Consider the following 18,773-nt stretch of genomic DNA (forward strand, 5'->3'; position numbering starts at 1 on the left):
ACGACCGGCATCCCTGGAAGGGCGTGGACCCGGCCCATTCCCCGCGCCGCCGTGCCTCACAACGGCGGCGCGCCCTTAACCTCTGCACGAGGGGGTTCGTCCACCCGTGGTGACCAGCAAGAAGCGCCGTGATGGCGACCGGCGCACCTATGTCCTCGACACCAGCGTCCTGCTGGCCGATCCAGGAGCCATGTCCCGCTTCGACGAGCACGAAGTCGTGCTCCCCGTCGTGGTGGTCACGGAGTTGGAGGCCAAGCGGCACCACCCCGAGCTCGGTTACTTCGCCCGCAAGGCCCTGCGCCTGCTGGACGACTACCGGGTGCGGTACGGCCGGCTCGATTCGCCGATCCCGATCGGTGAGCTGGGCGGCACGCTCAGGGTCGAGCTCAACCACACGGATCCGGGCATACTGCCCGCCGGTTACCGCCTCGGCGACAACGACTCGCGCATCCTCGCGGTCGCCCGCAACCTCCAGGCCGAGGGCTACGACGTCACCGTCGTGTCCAAGGACCTGCCGCTGCGCATCAAGGCCTCGTCCGTGGGGCTGCTGGCCGAGGAGTACCGCGCCGAGCTGGCGATCACCGATTCCGGCTGGACCGGGATGGCGGAGCTGACCGTCACCGCCGAGCGGATCGACGAACTCTTCGCCGCCGAACGCGTGGACGTCCCGGAGGCCGCCGGGCTTCCGGTGCACACCGGCCTGGTGCTGCAGTCGGAGCGCGGCAAGGCGCTGGGCCGGGTCACGGCCGACGGATCGGTGCGGCTGGTGCGGGGCGACCGGGAGGCGTTCGGCATCCACGGGCGCAGCGCCGAGCAGCGCGTGGCGCTGGATCTGTTGCTGGATCCGGAGATCGGGATCGTCTCGATGGGCGGCCGGGCCGGGACGGGCAAGTCGGCGCTGGCGCTGTGCGCCGGGCTGGAGGCCGTGCTGGAGCGGCGGCAGCACCGCAAGGTGATGGTGTTCCGGCCGCTGTACGCGGTGGGCGGGCAGGAGTTGGGCTATCTGCCGGGCAGCGAGGCGGAGAAGATGAGCCCGTGGGCCCAGGCGGTGTTCGACACGCTGTCGGCCGTGACGACCTCCGAGGTCATCGAGGAGGTCGTGGGGCGGGGGATGCTGGAGGTGCTGCCGCTCACCCACATCCGCGGACGTTCGCTCCACGACGCGTTCGTCATCGTGGACGAGGCGCAGTCGCTGGAGCGCAATGTCCTGCTGACCGTGCTGTCGCGGATCGGCGCCAACTCACGTGTGGTGCTCACCCATGACGTGGCACAGCGGGACAATCTGCGCGTGGGGCGGTACGACGGAGTGGTGGCCGTGGTGGAGAAGTTGAAGGGGCACCCCCTCTTCTCCCATGTCACGCTCACCCGTTCCGAGCGGTCGCCGATCGCCGCACTGGTGACCGAAATGCTGGAGGACGGCCGCATCTGAGGTGATGCGTGAACCACTTGGCGCGCGGCGGGCCGAGGAGCCTAGCCGCGCGCTGTCGTTCCGCGCCTCCTTTTCCGGGAAACGGCTGGAGTAAACGGCGTGTGAGCTTTCACACGTAACCAAGAATTGCCTCGGAGCGTGCCGTTCAGGCAGAGTCTGGGTCCTGTCAGGCCCCGCATACGGCACTTGAACCCCTCCGGGGGCGATGCGGAACACAGACAACTGCACAGCGTCGCCGTATGCCGCCCGAGCATGTCGCGGACCTCCCCCGTGGAGGGCCCACCGGGTCAGCGCCTCCCGTGACCAGATGGTTCCGTTCACCCGGGGCCGTCCCGCGGAGGCCAGCGCGAGGGGCACGATCGCGTCCGCGAGGTCACCTAAGCGGGCGATGCTGGAAGGAATGCGTGTGAGCCGGATCTCGGTCCGGGGATTCGCCGTGGCATCCGCCACCGCGGTCACCACCGTCGGCGCCGTTGTCGGTGTCGCCTCGGGCAATGAGCAGGGCACGACCGACCGGGTCGAGGCCACCGCCGCCGACGCGACGATCCTCGCGGACATCCCCGCCGGACACAACGCCCGGGTACAGACGGCATCCCTCACGCAGCAGGCGGAATCGCAGGCCGACGCCGCGGACGCCACGGCGAAGAAGGACGCCGAGGAATCCGCCCGCAAGCAGGCCGCCGAGGACGCCACCGCGAAGAAGGAAGCCGCGGAGGAAGAGGCCAAGAAGAAGGAGGCCGAGGAGAAGGCCAAGGAGCGCGAGAAGGACGACGAGGTCAGCAGCCGCTCGGCCACGCGCGACGCGTCCTCCTTCGCGGTCAAGGGCTCCTACTCGGTCTCCGAGGTCCAGGCGATGGCCCGCCAGATGGTCCCCTCGGACCAGTTCCAGTGCTTCAGCAACATCGTGAACAACGAGAGCACCTGGGACTACACGGCCACCAACGCCTCCTCCGGTGCCTACGGTCTCGTCCAGGCCCTCCCCGGCACCAAGATGGCCTCGGCCGGTGCCGACTGGCGCACCAACCCGGCCACTCAGATCAAGTGGGGTCTGAGCTACATGAACGAGCGCTACGGCAGCCCCTGTGGCGCCTGGTCGTTCTGGCAGGCCAACCAGTGGTACTAGGCGACAGCGCCTGACCGGCAGATTTCCCCCGAAGCCCCCGGCCCGACGCGGCCGGGGGCTTCGGCCTGTCCGGCGGCAGGTAACGTCGGCACGGATGGCCACGGGGGAGTGGGGGTAGAGGAAGAGAAATGTCCAGATTGCCACGATGGGTGGGCGGCCTGGGATCGGGCCTGACGCGGCTCGCCGAACGGCTGGAGGCCCGTGGGGCCGCCGCCGGTCGCGAGCACGCGCCCACGCCCCCGCCCGGCGCCGAACCCGCACCGTCCGCCACACCGCCGTCCGCCACGCCGTCGCAGGCCGCGCAGCCGTCCGGGCCGGTCCCGGGGCCGGCCGCCGGAGCCGTGCCCGGGTCCGGCGCCGCGCCCGGATCCGCGCCCGTTCCCGTATCGGCCCTCTGCCCGCCCACCGCCGCCTCCCGTCAGGACCCGGTCGCCGCCGTCCCGTGGGGCGTGCGCGTCGCGGCCGAGGTGAGCTGGCGGCTGCTGGTGCTGGCCGGCACCCTCTGGGTGCTGATGCGCGTCATCAGCGCCGTACGGCTGGTGGTGCTGGCCTTCGTCGCGGGGCTGCTGATCACCGCGCTGCTCCAGCCCACCGTGGCCTGGCTGCGGCGGCGCGGCGTGCCGCGCGGGGTGGCCACCGCCATGACCTTCATCTCCGGCTTCGTGGTGATGGGGCTGGTCGGCTGGTTCGTGGTGTGGCAGGTGACGGAGAACCTCGACGACCTGTCCCGGCAGGTGCAGCACGGCATCTCCGAGCTGAAGCGCTGGCTGCTCAACAGCCCCTTCCATGTCACCGAGAGCCAGATCAACAACATCGCGGACAAGCTCAGCGAGGCGATCGGCACCAACACCAAGGACATCACCTCGGCCGGCATAGAGGGCGTCCAGGTCATCATCGAGGTGCTGACGGGCATTCTGCTCGCGATGTTCAGCACGCTCTTCCTGCTCTACGACGGCCCCCGCATCTGGCAGTGGCTGCTCAAGCTGTTCCCGGACGGGGCCCGGGAGGGCGTGGCCGGCGCCGGCCCGCGCGCGTGGGCGACGCTGACGGCCTATGTGCGCGGCACGGTGATAGTGGCCCTCATCGACGCGATCTTCATCGGCATAGGGCTGTTCTTCCTCAATGTGCCGATGTATCTGCCGCTGGCCGTGTTCATCTTCCTCTTCGCCTTCATCCCGCTGGTGGGCGCGGTCGTCTCCGGCGCCCTGGCGGTGGTCGTGGCGCTGGTCACGCGCGACGTCTTCACGGCGATGATGGTGCTGCTGGTGGTGCTCGCGGTGCAGCAGATCGAGGGTCACGTCCTGCAGCCCTTCATCCTGGGCCGCGCGGTGCGTGTCCACCCGCTGGCGGTGGTCCTGTCGGTCGCCGCCGGCTCGATGGTCGCCGGCATCGGGGGCGCGGTGGTCGCGGTCCCGCTGGTGGCGGTGACCAACACGGTGGTCGGCTACCTCCGCGCGTACGCCAAGGAGCAGTCGGCCGGCCCGGCGTCCGGCACTCCGGAGCCCGCCCCGCCCGCCGTACCCCGCGAGGAATGACGCGCGGCGCCACAGAAGTGGACACAACACAGCGGGCCCGGTCTCCGAGGAGGAGACCGGGCCCGCTGTGCGAAAGGTGCCGGATCAGCCGTTCAGCACGGCCTCGGCGTCCAGGGTGGCGCCCACGGCCTGGAGGACCGCGGCGATCTTGAACGCTTCCTGAACCGTCTCGCGGCTCACGCCGGCCTTGCGGAGCACCTGCTCGTGGGAGTCGAGGCACAGGCCGCAGCCGTTGATGGCCGAGACGGCCAGGGACCACAGCTCGAAGTCGACCTTCTCCACGCCCGGGTTGCCGATGACGTTCATCCGCAGGCCCGCGCGCAGGTTGCCGTACTCCGGGTCCGACAGCAGGTGCCGGGTGCGGTAGTAGACGTTGTTCATCGCCATGATCGCGGCAGCGGACTTGGCGGCGGTGTAGGCCTCGGGAGAGAGGTTCTCCTTGGCCTGGGGCTCCAGCTCGCGCAGCACGATCGGCGAGCGGGTCGCGATCGCGCAGGAGAGGACGGTGCCCCACAGCTGCTGCTGCGGAAGGTCGGAGTTGCCGATGACCGAGCCGAGGTTCAGCTTCAGGTCCTTGGCGTAGTCCGGTATGGCGGACTTCAGCTCATCGAGGGCCATGGGGAATCAGCTCACTCGCCCGCGAGGAGCTTGACCGCGTCGAGGGTCTCCTCGCCCTTGGTCCAGTTGCAGGGGCACAGCTCGTCCGTCTGCAGGGCGTCGAGGACCCGCAGGACCTCCTTGGGGTTACGGCCGACGGAACCGGCGGTCACCATGGAGAACTGGATCTCGTTGTTCGGGTCCACGATGAAGACGGCGCGCTGGGCGTAGCCGTCCTCGCCCTCGACACCACAGGCCTGCATCAGCTCGTGCTTGGCGTCGGCCAGCATCGGGAAGGGCAGGTCGCGCAGGTCCTTGTGGTCCTTGCGCCAGGCGTGGTGGACGAACTCGGAGTCGCCGGAGACACCGAGGATCTGGGCGTCACGGTCGGCGAACTCGTCGTTCAGCTGGCCGAACGCGGCGATCTCGGTCGGGCAGACGAAGGTGAAGTCCTTGGGCCAGAAGAAGACGACCCGCCACTTGCCCTCGTAGGTCTTGTTGTCGATCTGCGCGAACGCCTTATCGGCATCGAGGTCCACACAGGCGGTCAGGTCGTACTGGGGGAACTGGTCACCGACAGTGAGCACGCGCTCTCCTTGTAACTGAGGAAACCCCTGTTCACAAGGTTTCCCGCGGGTTGGACGACCACCACAGTGCCACAGGAGGCATTGATAGCGGAAATAGGTAGACTGGGTGATGTTGATCGGAGGTGGTTATCAGTGACGTCGTCCATACCCCCGGGGCAGCCCGAGCGGGGACCGGAGCGGGCCGCGGCGGCCCGGCCGGGCACGGTGAAGACCCCGCCGGGGCGGCCCCGTCAGCCCAGCCTGGCGCAGCTGCGCGCCTTCGTCGCCGTGGCCACGCATCTGCACTTCCGCGACGCGGCGACCGCCATCGGCATGAGCCAGCCCGCGCTCTCCAGCGCCGTCTCCACGCTGGAGGAGACCCTCGGCATCCAGCTCCTCGAGCGTACGACGCGCAAGGTACTGCTCTCGCCTGCGGGCGAGCGGCTCGCCGCCCGGGCCGCCACGGTCCTCGACGCCGTCGGGGACTTCCTGGAGGAGGCCGAGGCGGCCCGCGCCCCCTTCACCGGCGTGCTGCGCCTCGGCGTCATCCCGACCGTCGCGCCCTATCTGCTGCCCACCGTCCTGCGCCTGGTCCACGACCGCTATCCACGGCTCGACCTCCAGGTCCACGAGGAGCAGACCTCCTCGCTGCTGGACGGCCTCACTCAGGGCCGCCTCGATCTGCTGCTGCTCGCCGTGCCGCTGGGCGCCCCCGGTGTCACCGAGATCCCGCTCTTCGACGAGGACTTCGTGCTCGTCACCCCCCGGGACCACTGGCTGGCCGGCCGCGACGACATCCCCCGCGAGGCGCTGCGCGAGCTGGAGCTGCTGCTCCTCGACGAGGGGCACTGCCTGCGCGACCAGGCCCTGGAGGTCTGCCGGGAGGCCGGGCGCGCCGAGGGCGCGGCCATGACGACGAGCGCCGCCGGGCTCTCCACGCTGGTGCAGCTCGTCGGCGGCGGGCTCGGCGTCACCCTGCTGCCGCGCACGGCCCTGAAGGTCGAGACGGGCCGCAGCGACGATCTCGCCACGGGCGACTTCGCCGATCCCGCGCCCTCGCGCCGGATCGCCCTGGCGATGCGCGGCGGAGCGGCCCGCCAGGGCGAGTTCGAGGAGTTCGCGCGGGCCCTGCGCGGCGAGCTGGAACGGCTGCCGGTGCGGATCGTACGGCGCTGAACCGGGGGCGGGCGGCTACTCGGTGCCCGGGGGGCGTTCCGCCTTCGACGGCCGGCCCCTCCTCCGCATCGCGCCGGCCTCCCTCGGCATCCGGCCGGCGTCGCTCAGGGCCTTGCGCAGCAGGAACTCGATCTGGGCGTTGGCGCTGCGCAGCTCGTCGTTCGCCCAGCGGGTGAGCGCGTCGTGGACCAGCGGGTCGAGCCGCAGCAGCACCTGTTTGCGCTGCCGCGGCCGTTCCGCCCGTCCGGCGGCGTCGTCCGTCACTGGTAGAGGGAGCCGGTGTTCAGCACGGGCTGAGCGGCCCGGTCACCGCACAGCACCACCATCAGGTTGCTCACCATGGCCGCCTTCCGTTCCTCGTCCAGCTCGACGATGCCCTGCTCGCTGATGCGCTCCAGGGCCTGCTCGACCATGCCCACCGCACCCTCGACGATCAGTTTGCGCGCGGCGACGACCGCACCCGCCTGCTGGCGCTGGAGCATCGCCGAGGCGATCTCGGGAGCGTAGGCCAGATGGGTGAAGCGCGACTCGATGATGCGCACACCGGCCGCCTCGACGCGCGCGTGGAGCTCCTGGGCGAGCTTCTCGGTGATTTCCTCGGCGTTGCCGCGCAGGGAGAGCGCGTCCTCGTCGTGGGCGTCATAGGGGTACTCGATGGCGATGTGCCGGACGGCCGCCTCGGTCTGGGTGGAGACGAACTCCTGGAAGTCCTCGACCGCGAACATGGCCTGCGCGGTGTCCTCGACCTTCCACACCACGACGGCGGCCAGCTCGATGGGGTTGCCGTAGGCGTCGTTGACCTTCAGGACGGCCGTCTCGTGGTTGCGGACCCGGGTCGAGATCTCCTCGCGGCTGGTGAAGGGGTTGACCCAGCGCAGACCCTCGGTGCGGATCGTGCCGCGGTAGCGGCCGAAGAGCTGGACAACCTTCGCCTGGCCCGGGGCGACGGTGTTCAGCCCGCTCATGGCGATGATCGCGGCGAGGCCGGTCAGGATGCCGGCGGCCACGATCGCCGCGGTCACCCCGCCGGCGACGTGGGAGCTGGTGATGGCGCCCGCCGCCACGGCCCCCGCGCCCAGGAGCAGTCCGAGCAGGCCCAGGAACAGCGCGAGGCCGCCGCCGATGTCGCTGGCGGGCAGCTCGCGGACGCGTGTCCCGGAGGTGACGGGCGGATTTTCTGTGGTGGTCGCGGACATGGGACGCCCCCCGTTTCGGCTGGTGCGCGGAGTCTCGGCCGCGCATCATCGGCTGTCTATCAAAGTGATAGCACATTATGGCCCTGTACGGTTTCCCCGCGCTACGCCGCACTCGGTTCCCGCCGACCGGGGTGCTGTATGTCACGTCCGTTATTGCCGTGATCGATGGGCGTTTGAGAGCAGTTGCGGTGTTAGCTTCATGAGCTGGGTTGGGGGCGGACGGACTGGAGCTACGGGAGAGATGGGCCGAGCGCAAGCGCGACAGGCGCAGAACAAGGGCAGCAGCCCAGCCGCGGGCGGCAAGAAGCCCAAGAAGAAGGGCATACGCCGGTTCTTCACCTGGAAGAAGCTGCTCGCCTATTTCATAGCCGTCATCGCCCTGGGGGTGGGCGCGTTCTACGCGCTGTACCTCTCCGTGGACGTACCGAAGGGCAACGGCCAGGCGAAGCTGCAGAGCAACGTCTACAAGTCGAGGGACGGCAAGACCATCGCCCGCATCGGCGAGGTCAACCGCGAGGAAGTCCCGCTGGCCAAGGTGCCGGAGAACATCCAGCGCGCGGTGGTCGCCGCCGAGAACAAGAACTTCTACACCGACGCGGGCGTCGACCTGAAGGGCACCGCCCGCGGCATCTTCAACACGGTCATGGGCCGTGGCAAGCAGGGTGGTTCGACCATCACCCAGCAGTACGTCAAGAACTACTACCTGGACCAGCGTCAGACCGTCACCCGCAAGGTGAAGGAGCTGATCATCTCGCTGAAGGTCCAGGACGAGAAGTCCAAGAACGAGATCCTCGAGGGCTACCTCAACACCAGCTACTACGGCCGGGGGGCCTACGGCATCCAGGCCGCGGCGCGGGCGTACTACAACAAGGACGTCGACAAGCTGAGCCTGGAGGAGGGCGCCTACCTGGCCGCGCTCCTGCAGGCCCCGAGCCAGTACGACTTCGGCCCGGCCTCCACCGAGACCGGCAAGACCCTGGCCAAGAAGCGCTGGAACTACGTCCTCGACAAGATGGTCGAGCAGAACTGGCTGGACTCCTCCAAGCGCCAGGGCATGACGTTCAAGGAGCCGGAGAAGCCCAAGGCCGCCGCCGGGCTCAAGGGCCAGAACGGCTACATGCTGGAGGCCGCCAAGAAGGAGATCATCCGCGATCTCATGCAGGAGGGCGAGGGCCGCAGCGCCAAGGACGCCGAGCAGATCTTCGCCGCCGGCGGCTGGACGATCACGCTGAGCATCGACCCCACGAAGCAGGCGGCCCTGGAGAAGGCGGTCAAGAACCGTCTGCTGGACGACCTCGACAAGAGCCGTGAGGTCGACCGGCACGTCCAGGCCGGCGCGGTCTCGGTCGACCCGAAGACCGGCAAGGTCGTGGCGCTCTACGGTGGCGCGGACTTCGCCAGCCACCAGATCAGCAACGCCACCCGCGGCGACTACCAGCCCGCCTCGACGTTCAAGCCGCTGATCCTCGCCTCGGCGCTGGAGAACAACTCCAAGACCCAGGGCGGCCAGCCGATCAACGCGGGCACGTCCTACGAGGCCACCAACCGCCGCCCGGTCGTGGGCAGCGACATCCCCTTCGCGCCGGAGAACGAGGACGGGTACTCCCTCCCCGCCGTCTCCGTGCAGAAGGCGATGAACGACTCGGTCAACACCGTCTTCGCGCAGATGGCCGTCGACGTCGGCCTGAGCAAGGTCAAGAAGACCGCCGTCGAGCTGGGCATGAAGAGCGACTTCGAGGAGACCCCGGCCATGTCGCTGGGCTCCATGGGCGCCAGCCCGATGGAGATGGCCGGCGTGTACGCCACGCTGAACAACCACGGCAAGAAGGTGACGCCGAGCATCGTCAAGTCGGCCACCCTGCGCGGCCAGGACTTCAAGCTGCCGAACGCCATCGGTGACCGCGTCGTCAAGCGCAACACCGCCGACGGCATCACCTCCGTCATGACCGGTGTGGTCGACGACGGTACGGCCAACGTCGTGGCCAACGCGAACTACCAGGTCGCCGGCAAGACCGGTACCTCCGACGACAACAAGTCGGCCTGGTTCACCGGCTACACGCCCGGTCTCGTGACCTCCGTCGGCCTCTTCGGCGAGGGCCAGGGCGGCACCCAGGTGACCCTCCAGGGCACCGGTGGCGGCGGCCGCGTCAACGGTGGTACCTACCCGGCCCGGATCTGGTCCACCTACACCTCGTCCGTCTACGGTGACGACGAGGACGACAAGGCCAAGTTCGACCTGGAGACCGAGGACGGCTTCGTGGCCCCGCAGGCCCCGGCCCCGACGGCCGCCGGCACCCCGAGCACGCCGGCCACGCCGACGCCCACGACCACGCCGTCGAAGAACACCCAGTCGCCGACGTCGACCCCGTCGGGCCGGCCGACCAACAGGCCCACGGACAAGCCGACCACCAAGCCCACCCCGCCGAAGCCGACGAACACGCAGCCCACGACTCCCACGGGCGGCGGCTCCACCGACGGCACCCGGCCCAACGGCGGCAGGGTCCCCGAGGCCCCACCGCAGTAGCGCCCGTACGACACACGACCGGCGGCCGTCCCCTTCGAGGGGGCGGCCGCCGGTCGGCGTTCCGGGGCCCTCAGCCGCCGTTCACCGCGGCGGCGATCCGGTCGCCCACCGCCTTGTCGATGTGGCGCCAGTAGGCCAGCGCCCGCTCCAGCACGGGCGCGCTCACGCCCGCCGACAGATGGGCCACCACGTTCGCCACCAGCCTGTCGCGCGCCGCGTCGTCGAGGACCTGGCGCACCAGCGTGCCCGCCTGGCCCCAGTCGTCGTCCTCGCGGTGGAGGCGCTCGGCTTCGCGGACCATGTCACCCGACGACGGCCAGCCCGCGATCTCCCCGAAGCGCTCGGTGTCCGCCGCCGGGCCGCCGTAGGAGTTGGGCGCGTACGGGCGGGACACCCGCGCCGGCTCGTAGCGCATAGGGCCGTCCTTGGCGTACGACGCCACCGGCACGTGCGGCCGGTTCGGCGGCAGCTGCTGGTAGTTCGGGCCGATGCGGTAGCGGTGGGTGTCGGGGTACGAGAACAGCCGGCCCAGCAGCATCCGGTCCGGCGACGGGCCGATGCCGGGCACCAGGCTGGACGGCTCGAAGGCCGCCTGCTCGATGTGGACGAAGTGGTCCTCCGGATTGCGGTCCAGCGTCATCCGGCCCACCTCGGTCAGCGGGAAGTCGCCGTGCGGCCACACCTTCGTCAGGTCGAACGGGTTGAAGCGGTAGCCGGCCGCGTCGGCGAACGGCATCACCTGGACGTACAGCGTCCACGAGGGGTGGTCGCCGGCCTCGATCGACCGGTACAGGTCGCGGCGGTGGGCGTCGCCGTCCCGGCCCGCCAGCTCGTCCGCCTCGGCCTGGGTCAGGAAGTCGATCCCCTGGTCCGTCCTGAAGTGGTACTTGACCCAGGACTTCTCCCCGTCCGCGTTGACCCACAGATAGGTGTGCGAGCCGTAGCCGTTCATATGGCGCCAGGTCCGCGGGATGCCCCGGTCGCCCATCAGCCAGGTGACCATGTGCGCCGACTCCGGGGACAGCGTCCAGAAGTCCCACTGCATGTCGTGGTCGCGCAGCCCCGTGCGCGGGTCGCGCTTCTGCGAGCGGATGAAGTCCTGGAACTTCTGCGGGTCGCGCACGAAGAAGACCGGGGTGTTGTTGCCGACCAGGTCGTAGTTCCCGTGCCGGGTGTAGAACTTCACGGCGAAGCCGCGCGGGTCGCGCCAGGTGTCCGGCGACCCCAGCTCGCCGGCGACCGTCGAGAAGCGGGCCAGCAGCTCCGTGCGCCGGCCGGGCTGGAAGAGGTCCGCCCTGGTGAGCCGGCTGACGTCGTTCGTGACCTCGAAGTGCCCGTAGGCGCCGCCGCCCTTGGCGTGCACCACCCGCTCCGGGACCCGTTCCCGGTTGAACTGGGCCATCTTCTCGATCAGATAGTGGTCCTGGAGCAGGATGGGGCCGGCCGGGCCGACGGTGAGCGAGTGCTCGTCGCTCTCCACGGGTATCCCGGCGTTGTTCGTCGTGTACGGGGTGCCGCTCTGCGCCGAATCCGACATGGACGCCTCCCGGAACGATGACGGTGGACGTGACGGTGCCGCGGAAGGGCGCCCGCCCGGTCCGCGGCACCGACAGTCTTCCGTTGCCGACACGGCGTCGGCAACGGGCCGGATGACACTGTCCGGAAGTCGATCTGCCCTCTGTCCTCGACGGCGGGCCGCCACGCCCCCGGAGCCGGCCTCAGCGCGCGTGCGCCGGCAGCGGCAGCTCGAACCACACCACCTTGCCGGTGCTCAGCCGGGTCGCGCCCCAGCGCCGTGCCAGCTTGTTGACCAGGTACAGCCCCCGGCCGCCCTCGTCCGACGGCCGCGCCTGCCGCAGCCGCGGCAGCTGCGGCACGTCGTCCCCGACCTCGCAGCGCAGGACGTCCGTCCGTAGCAGCCGCAGCGTGATCGGGCGCTCCGCGTACCGCACCGCGTTGGTGATCACCTCGCTGACCAGCAGCTCCACACCGTCCGTCAGCTCCTCCAGACCCCAGCGCGTCAGCGCCCGGCGGGCCAGGCGGCGCGCCTGGCGGGCGGTCTGCGGCCGCGGGTCGAGGAACCAGTAGGCCACGTCGCTCGGCGCGATGCCCTCGAACCGCGCCGCCAGCAGCGCGATGTCGTCGTCCCGGTCGCCCGGGCCGAGCATCCCCAGCACCTCGTCGCACAACGGCTCCAGCGGCGGCGGGTTCGGACCCGTCAGCCGCGCCGTGTCGATCAGCCGCTCGCGCAGCTGCTCTATGCCGGTCCACACGTCCCGTATCCGCGACTCCACCAGGCCGTCGGTGTACAGCAGCAGCGTCGCCCCGGCGGGCGCGTCCAGCTCCACCGCCTCGAAGTCCACCCCGCCCACGCCGATCGGCGCGCCCGGCGGCACCCGCAGCACCTCGGCGCGGCCGCCGCGGTGCAGCAGGACGGGCGGCGGATGACCGGCGTTGGCGATCACGATGCGGTGCGCGACCGGGTCGTACACCGCGTACAGGCACGTGGCCATCCGGTCGCTGCCCAGGCGCTGTGCCTGCTCGTCGAGGTGGTGGAGGACCTCCTGCGGCGGCAGGTCCAGACCCGCCAGGGTCTGCGCGGTGGTCCTCAGCTGGCCCATGATCGCGGCGGACGTCATGGAGTGGCCCATGACGTCGCCCACCACCAGCGCCACCCGGTTGCCGGGCAGCGGGATGGCGTCGTACCAGTCGCCGCCCACCCGGGCCGTCTCCGCCGCGGGCAGATAGCGGCTGGCCAGCCGGACGCCGGTGGGCTGCGGCAGCGAGTCCGGCAGCATGGTGCGCTGCAGCTCGTCGGCGATGTAGACCTCGCGGCCGTAGAGCACGGCCTTGTCCACGCCCAGCGCCGTGTGGGTGGCCAGCTGCGCCGCCACCAGCAGGTCGTCGCCCTCGAACGCGGGCCGGTCCGCGCGGCGTACGAAGACCGCCGCGCCGATCACCCGGCGGCGGCCGCGCAGCGGCGCCAGGATCGTACGGTGCCGCTGGGGGACGCGCCGGCCCTCGCCCAGCAGCTCGGGGAGCGCCGTCCGCGCGGCCGGCGAGTCCCCGAACACGGGCCGGACCCCGCGCAGCACCTCCGCGAGCGGCCCGCCTATCCGCACCTCGCAGCGCTCGGCGGCCTCCTCCGTCAGCTCGGGCCCGGGGTCGGGGACCCCCTCCGGCGGGGCGTCCGTGTCCTCGCGGTCCTCGCGGACGTACTCCGGCAGCCGGTCGGTGCGGCGCAGCCGCAGCACCACCGGGCCCACCGGCCGCTCGTCGCCGACGGGCAGCGGGTCGCGCAGATAGACCAGGATCGCGTCGGCGAACGTCGGCACCGTGGCCCGGCACAGGCCCAGCACGATCTCGTCCAGGTCGATGCCGCGGGCGATGCGCCGGGTGGCCGCGCCCACGAACCGCAGGCGCTCCCCGCCGCCCGGGTTCCGCTCCGGCGTCCGGGCGACGCCGGCGGGGCCGGTGCCGCCGCTGCCGCCGTCCGGCGGACCGGCCGGGAGCGGCACGTCACCGGGGCCGGCCGGGCGGGCCGCGGGACCCGCGGCCTCCGCGTGCTCGGCACAGGCGTGCGCCTCGCCGCCGGCCGGGGCGGCCTCGCGGGCGCGCTCGGTCGCGGCATCACCGGCCGCACGGCGCCCCTGGCCCGGCAGGGGCAGGGGGTGTCTTCCGTGGGAGTTGGAATGCTCCGTCACGCGTGGGGTTCCATCCGTCGGGGCCGTGTACCCGCCCGCCGGGCGGGCACACGTGGGTCAGACGCGGCGCAGGTTGAGAAAGAGCTGGATCTCGGGTGGTACGTCCGTACTCGCCGGGGCGTACGCCGGCGAGCTCTCCCCGGCGATGTCGAATCCCGCGTCGCGCACGACCTGGCGCAATTCCTCCCGCAGGTATCCCGATACCCGGATCGTGTTGCCCAGGAACGGGATGGCGAAGTCGTCGACGTCCGCCTCGACCATGGAGAGCGCCATCAGGCCCCCGGGTCTGAGCAGGCCGTGCAGCATGCGCAGGGCGTACGGGATCTCCGCGCGCGGCAGCATCAGCAGCGCGAAGAACGCCGCGACGCCGTCGAAGGTGCCCAGCCGCCCGTCCCGCAGGTCGGCGAGGTCGCCCAGGTGGAAGACCGCGCCGGGCACATTGGCCCGGGCCAGGTCGAGCATGCCGGGCGAGAGGTCGCTGCCGACCACCTCGTGGCCCGCCGCCACCAGCTGACGGGCCGTCGGCAGCCCCGTGCCGCAGCCGACGTCGAGGACGCGGGACCCCGGCGGCAGCGAAGCGGCCAGCCAGGCGCCGGCCGCGAGCTGGCCCTCCTTGTGCGGGAAGGCCTCGTCGTAACGGTCGCCGATGGCGTCGAACGCCTCGGCCTGTCCATTGCGGTCCAGCCCTAACCGGGCGTAGCCGTCGTAGTCCCGTGCATCCCCACCGCTCACGGCTTCGCCCCTCCCGTGACCATGACCGTCGTTCGTCGTGCCGTGCTGTGCAGTATCGCGGAGGCCGATCCTACGGTTGTCGCGCGGGGAGTCGGCAAGCGTTTCCCGCCCCCGTTCACGCTCCGACGCGTGTGGGAGTGCGGTCCCAGTCGGCCGGCAGCTCCGGCACCGTCCAGGCGGGATCGGGCCGCCAGTCCTCCCAACCCGCGGTGAACGGCGCCTCCCAGGCCTCGATCAGCCCGACCGCCGCGCGCCCGGCGGCCCGTACCCGCTCGGCCCGGTCGGCGGTCATCAGGCCGGCGTGCTGCGCCTGCGCGAACTCGTCCTCGTCCTTCCACTCCCACCTGCGGTCGGGGTAGACGGCGATGTCCAGGAAGTGGTCCTCGGAGTCGACGCCGCCCGCCCAGCGCGCCAGGGGTTCCTCGAGGTTCACGTACCAGTTCCGGAAGCTCCAGTCGAGGTCCCAGAACAGCCAGACCGACCACGCCTCGCCGGGCCGGGCGAGCTTGAGCACGCCGGGCCCGAACCAGCGGGTGACGGACGTGGCGCGCGGCTTGGTGTAGCGGGTGGCGAGCGGCTCGCGGTGGACGGGGGTGCCGTCGGCGAGCACGGGCTTGACGCAGTCGGTGCCCGGGGCCATCCAGACGGCGAGCAGCTCGTCGGTGTCCTGTACGACGGTGACGGGGCGGCAGATGCTGATGCCGCCCTCGGTACCGGGTCTGGCGTTGCCGCGGTAGCGCCAGAGGATGTGGTCCCCGGGCGCCCAGTGGCCGCCGCCCGCCGTGCCCGTCGTCCTCGTCGTGTCCGCTGTCATGCGGAGATCTTAGGTGCCCGGGGCACCGATGCGCGGGGGAGTCCGCCGTGATGTGCGCCGCAAAGGTACGGTCCAGAGCGGGCCGCGGCGCCCGCACCGGCGGGCGTCCCCCGGGCGCCCCGGACCTCCCCGGGTGGTCCGGCGGTCAGGGGCGGGTCATGCGCAGCACGTCGAGGGCCTCGTCGAGCTGCTCCAGGGTGAGCAGGCCGCGCTCGACGTAGCCGGACTCCAGGACCACCTGGCGGATCGTCCTGCGCTCGGCCAGGGACCGCTTGGCCACCTTGGCGGCCTCCTCGTAGCCGATGTACCGGTTCAGCGGGGTGACGACCGAGGGGGAGGACTCGGCGTACTCGCGGGCCCGCTCGACGTTGGCGGTGATGCCGTCGACCGCGCGGTCGGCCAGCAGCCGGGAGGCGTTGGCGAGCAGCCGGACCGACTCCAGGACGTTCTTCGCCATGACCGGGAGCATCACATTGAGCTCGAAGTTCCCGGCGGCGCCGGCCGAGGCGACGGTGGTGTCGTTGCCCTGGACCTGGGCGGCCACCATCAGGACCGCCTCGCAGATCACCGGGTTGACCTTGCCCGGCATGATCGAGGAGCCCGGCTGGAGGTCGGGCATGTTGATCTCGGCGAGGCCGGTGCGCGGCCCGGACGCCATCCAGCGCAGATCGTTCGCGATCTTGGTGAGGCCGACGGCGACCGTGCGCAGCTGGCCGCTGGTCTCCACCAGCCCGTCGCGCGCGCCCTGCGCCTCGAAGTGGTTGCGGGCCTCGGTCAGCGGCAGCCCGGTGGCGCGGGCGACCTCGGCGATGACCGCGCCGGAGAAACCGGGCGGGGTGTTGATGCCGGTGCCCACGGCCGTGCCGCCCAGGGGGAGTTCGGCGAGCCGGGGCAGGGTGGCGCGCAGCCGCTCGACGCCGTAGCGGACCTGCGCCGCGTAGCCGCCGAACTCCTGACCGAGCGTCACGGGCGTGGCGTCCATCAGATGCGTCCGGCCCGACTTGACGACCTCCGCGAACTCCCCGGCCTTCCGCTCCAGCGCGGCCTCCAGGTGCTCCAGCGCCGGGATCAGGTCGGACGTCACGGCGGCGGTGGCGGCGATGTGGATGGACGACGGGAAGACGTCGTTGGACGACTGGCTCGCGTTGACGTGGTCGTTGGGGTGGACCGGACGGCCGAGCCGCTCGCTCGCCAGGGTGGCGATGACTTCGTTCGCGTTCATGTTCGAGGAGGTGCCGGAGCCGGTCTGGAAGACGTCCACGGGGAAGTGGTCGTCCCAACGGCCCTCCACGACCTCCTCCGCGGCCTCCGCGATCGCCCGGGCGACGTCCTCGTCGAGCACGCCCAGGGAGGCGTTCACCTTCGCCGCCGCCGCCTTGACGCGGCCCAGCGCGGCGATGTGCGCCCGCTCCAGGCGCTGGCCGCTGACGGGGAAGTTCTCGACGGCCCGCTGGGTCTGGGCCCGCCACTTGGCGTGCGCGGGGACCCGCACCTCGCCCATCGAGTCGTGCTCGATCCGGTACTGCTCGCTGTCGGTCATGGTCACGTACCTCCTGGCAAACACAGCGTTTGTCTCGTCCGTCCTGTTCCCAAAGCCACAACCGTCCAGTAAATACCGCGAGTAACAACAGAAATCGGGGAGGCTCCATGACACGCAGACCCACCCTGCGATGTTCCCTCGCGGCGCTCGCCGCCCTCGCGGCAGCGCTCGGCGGACTGACCGTCACCGCCCCCGCGGCGGCCGCCCAGCCGCGCGGCACGGCCGCGTCCACCCCCCTGTCACCCGAACTGGAGAAGATCCGCGCCGCCGAGGCCCGGAAGCTCTACGGCGACGCCGCCGAGCGCCCCCTCACGGAACGCAGGACCTCACTGCTCTCCCTCGGCGACAGCGAGATATCCGGCGAGGGCGTCGGCACCTACGAACCCGGCACGAACGGCCCCGTGAACTGGTGCCACCGCTCGCCCGACGCCGCCGTCCACCGCACCGGCATCCCCGCCGACGTCACCTACAACGTCGCCTGCTCCGGCGCGTACACCGGCAACATCCGCGTCGGCGGCAGCAAGCAGTACGCCGACGAGCTCGTACAGAGCGACGCGCTCGCGATCAAGGCGCGCAACACGCGCGTGAAGATGGTGCTGCTGGTCGCCGGCGCCAACGACGACCTCCAGTTCGGCCCCGTGATGACCGACTGCGTCACCCGCTACCTGACCCTCCAGGGACCGTGCGAGCCCAAGTACGCGCCCGGCTGGCAGGCCCGCGTCGACGGGCTGGTGCCCAAGGTCGAGGCGACCGTCCGCGACCTGCGCAAGGTCATGACGGACGCGGGCTACGCGGACGACGACTACAAGCTCGTCGTCATGGGCTACCCCAGCCCCATCGGCCCCGACTTCGAGGACAACCCCGACTTCCCCGGCAAGCTCCCCGGCGGCTGTGTCGGCCACACCTCGGACTCCGCCTGGGGGCGGAACACCGCGGTACCGGCGTTCGAACGCGGCATGCGGAAGGCCGCGCGCGACACGGGCGCCCTGTACCTCGACAACTCGCGCCTCTTCCACGGGCACGAGGTGTGCATGGAGAACACCTGGGCCCGGGGCCTCTACGTCGACGTGGCGAACCCCTTCCCGCCCAACGAGAACTCCGTCCGGCAGTCCTTCCACCCCAACGCGCGCGGACACGCCGCCTTCGCGTCCTGCCTGACCCAGCTCTACCGCTCCGGATGGCGCGAGGGCGGCTGCGCGGACCCGGCGAGCACCGGGACGCCCGTCCTGTACGAGGGAACGTGGGACGACGCCTTCCGGCCGCTGAAGAGCGCGGCCACGGGGACGTGCGTGGACGCGTACGGCGCCGCGACGGCCAACGGCACGACGGTCGGCGGCTGGCCGTGCTCCGGCGGCCGGAACCAGCAGTGGTGGTACGACGGGCAGCGGGGCTCGCTGCACACCGCCCTGTCCCACGACCGGTGCGTGGACGTACCGGGCGGGAAGTACGCGGCGGGCGCGGCGGTGGTCCTGTGGGACTGCCATGGGGGGACGAACCAGCGGTTCACGCGGACCGGCGACACGTACCGGCCCGCGGCGGCGCAGGATCTGTGCCTGACCCTGGCGGGGGCGAAGGACGCGGTACGGCTCGCGAAGTGCGACGGGTCGGCGTCGCAGCGGTTCGCGTAGCCCCTGACCCGCCCTTTCGCCGTTTCCCCGGGGCTCCGCCCCGGACCCCGGTCCTCAAACGCCGGACGGGCTGCTGTGCCTTGTCCTCAAACGCCGGACGGGCTGCTGTGCCTTGTCCTCAAACGCCGGACGGGCTGCTGTGCCTTGTCCTCAAACGCCGGACGGGCTGCTGTGCCTTGTCCTCAAACGCCGGACGGGCTGATGTGCCT

15 protein-coding genes are annotated in these 18,773 nt (G+C 71.3%); 6 read left to right on the forward strand and 9 right to left on the reverse strand.

Annotated features, from left to right (window positions below):
• Positions 1 to 106 precede the first annotated feature (106 nt).
• From AC07BS_RS28090 to AC07BS_RS28100, 3 genes are all read left to right on the forward strand, one after another.
• Positions 107 to 1,429 (forward strand): PhoH family protein, encoded by a 1,323-nt coding sequence (locus AC07BS_RS28090; RefSeq protein WP_478934874.1) that lies wholly within the window; start codon positions 107 to 109, stop codon positions 1,427 to 1,429.
• Between the two features lie 406 nt (positions 1,430 to 1,835).
• Complete coding sequence (locus AC07BS_RS28095) at positions 1,836 to 2,552, forward strand: aggregation-promoting factor C-terminal-like domain-containing protein (protein WP_478643012.1); 717 nt, start codon at positions 1,836 to 1,838, stop codon at positions 2,550 to 2,552.
• Positions 2,553 to 2,680: 128 nt separating this feature from the next.
• Positions 2,681 to 4,087, forward strand: a complete 1,407-nt coding sequence (locus AC07BS_RS28100; RefSeq protein WP_478643010.1) for an AI-2E family transporter — start codon at positions 2,681 to 2,683, stop codon at positions 4,085 to 4,087.
• Positions 4,088 to 4,171: 84 nt separating this feature from the next.
• On the opposite strand, the gene AC07BS_RS28105 is transcribed toward AC07BS_RS28100, so the two are convergent.
• Together AC07BS_RS28105 and AC07BS_RS28110 are read right to left on the reverse strand one after the other, a co-directional pair.
• The gene (locus tag AC07BS_RS28105) at positions 4,172 to 4,705 is read right to left on the reverse strand and encodes an alkyl hydroperoxide reductase (protein ID WP_478934875.1); all 534 of its coding nucleotides are present in this window, start codon (positions 4,703 to 4,705) and stop codon (positions 4,172 to 4,174) included.
• An 11-nt stretch (positions 4,706 to 4,716) separates the two neighbouring features.
• Entirely contained in the window at positions 4,717 to 5,271 is a 555-nt protein-coding gene (locus AC07BS_RS28110) for a peroxiredoxin (protein WP_478643005.1), read from the reverse strand.
• Between the two features lie 204 nt (positions 5,272 to 5,475).
• Between AC07BS_RS28110 and AC07BS_RS28115 the strand changes: the two genes are divergently transcribed.
• On the forward strand, positions 5,476 to 6,426 hold the full coding sequence (locus AC07BS_RS28115) for a hydrogen peroxide-inducible genes activator (RefSeq protein ID WP_478643248.1): 951 nt from the start codon (positions 5,476 to 5,478) through the stop codon (positions 6,424 to 6,426).
• Between the two features lie 15 nt (positions 6,427 to 6,441).
• Here the strand turns inward: AC07BS_RS28115 and AC07BS_RS28120 are convergent, their stop codons facing one another.
• On the reverse strand, positions 6,442 to 6,690 hold the full coding sequence (locus AC07BS_RS28120) for a type II toxin-antitoxin system antitoxin (RefSeq protein ID WP_478934876.1): 249 nt from the start codon (positions 6,688 to 6,690) through the stop codon (positions 6,442 to 6,444).
• Entirely contained in the window at positions 6,687 to 7,622 is a 936-nt protein-coding gene (locus tag AC07BS_RS28125) for an SPFH domain-containing protein (RefSeq protein WP_478934877.1), read from the reverse strand. Before AC07BS_RS28125 ends, AC07BS_RS28120 begins: the two co-directional genes overlap by 4 nt.
• A gap of 241 nt (positions 7,623 to 7,863) precedes the next feature.
• On the opposite strand from AC07BS_RS28125, the gene AC07BS_RS28130 reads away from it, so the two are divergent.
• A complete protein-coding gene (locus tag AC07BS_RS28130) occupies positions 7,864 to 10,146 on the forward strand; it encodes a transglycosylase domain-containing protein (protein ID WP_478643000.1) in 2,283 nt (760 codons plus the stop codon).
• Positions 10,147 to 10,216: 70 nt separating this feature from the next.
• Here the strand turns inward: AC07BS_RS28130 and AC07BS_RS28135 are convergent, their stop codons facing one another.
• The 5 genes from AC07BS_RS28135 to AC07BS_RS28155 all read right to left on the reverse strand — a co-directional run bounded on the left by AC07BS_RS28135 (position 10,217) and on the right by AC07BS_RS28155 (position 16,936).
• Complete coding sequence (locus AC07BS_RS28135; protein ID WP_478642999.1) at positions 10,217 to 11,683, reverse strand: catalase; 1,467 nt, start codon at positions 11,681 to 11,683, stop codon at positions 10,217 to 10,219.
• Between the two features lie 181 nt (positions 11,684 to 11,864).
• Positions 11,865 to 13,850: a SpoIIE family protein phosphatase gene (locus AC07BS_RS28140; RefSeq protein ID WP_478934878.1), complete on the reverse strand. Its 1,986-nt coding sequence runs from the start codon at positions 13,848 to 13,850 to the stop codon at positions 11,865 to 11,867.
• A 57-nt stretch (positions 13,851 to 13,907) separates the two neighbouring features.
• Entirely contained in the window at positions 13,908 to 14,582 is a 675-nt protein-coding gene (locus AC07BS_RS28145) for a class I SAM-dependent DNA methyltransferase (protein WP_478642995.1), read from the reverse strand.
• Between the two features lie 115 nt (positions 14,583 to 14,697).
• Positions 14,698 to 15,396: a cytidylyl-2-hydroxypropylphosphonate hydrolase gene (gene fomD / locus AC07BS_RS28150; RefSeq protein ID WP_478642994.1), complete on the reverse strand. Its 699-nt coding sequence runs from the start codon at positions 15,394 to 15,396 to the stop codon at positions 14,698 to 14,700.
• A gap of 145 nt (positions 15,397 to 15,541) precedes the next feature.
• Complete coding sequence (locus tag AC07BS_RS28155; RefSeq protein ID WP_478934879.1) at positions 15,542 to 16,936, reverse strand: class II fumarate hydratase; 1,395 nt, start codon at positions 16,934 to 16,936, stop codon at positions 15,542 to 15,544.
• A 107-nt stretch (positions 16,937 to 17,043) separates the two neighbouring features.
• Here AC07BS_RS28155 and AC07BS_RS28160 point away from each other — a divergent pair, with 107 nt between their 5' ends.
• Positions 17,044 to 18,564, forward strand: a complete 1,521-nt coding sequence (locus AC07BS_RS28160) for a ricin-type beta-trefoil lectin domain protein (RefSeq protein ID WP_478934880.1) — start codon at positions 17,044 to 17,046, stop codon at positions 18,562 to 18,564.
• Positions 18,565 to 18,773: the final 209 nt, after the last annotated feature.

The organism is Streptomyces sp. NPDC044063 (assembly GCF_056434285.1).

Bases quoted from the DNA above. Each gene is read 5' to 3' on its own strand.
- AC07BS_RS28100 (WP_478643010.1), top strand. From the start codon at position 2,681: ATGTCCAGATTGCCACGATGGGTGGGCGGCCTGGGATCGGGCCTGACG.
- AC07BS_RS28105 (WP_478934875.1), bottom strand. From the start codon at position 4,705: ATGGCCCTCGATGAGCTGAAGTCCGCCATACCGGACTACGCCAAGGAC.
- AC07BS_RS28125 (WP_478934877.1), bottom strand. From the start codon at position 7,622: ATGTCCGCGACCACCACAGAAAATCCGCCCGTCACCTCCGGGACACGC.
- AC07BS_RS28130 (WP_478643000.1), top strand. From the start codon at position 7,864: ATGGGCCGAGCGCAAGCGCGACAGGCGCAGAACAAGGGCAGCAGCCCA.
- AC07BS_RS28135 (WP_478642999.1), bottom strand. From the start codon at position 11,683: ATGTCGGATTCGGCGCAGAGCGGCACCCCGTACACGACGAACAACGCC.
- fomD (WP_478642994.1), bottom strand. From the start codon at position 15,396: ATGACAGCGGACACGACGAGGACGACGGGCACGGCGGGCGGCGGCCAC.
- AC07BS_RS28155 (WP_478934879.1), bottom strand. From the start codon at position 16,936: ATGACCGACAGCGAGCAGTACCGGATCGAGCACGACTCGATGGGCGAG.
- AC07BS_RS28160 (WP_478934880.1), top strand. From the start codon at position 17,044: ATGACACGCAGACCCACCCTGCGATGTTCCCTCGCGGCGCTCGCCGCC.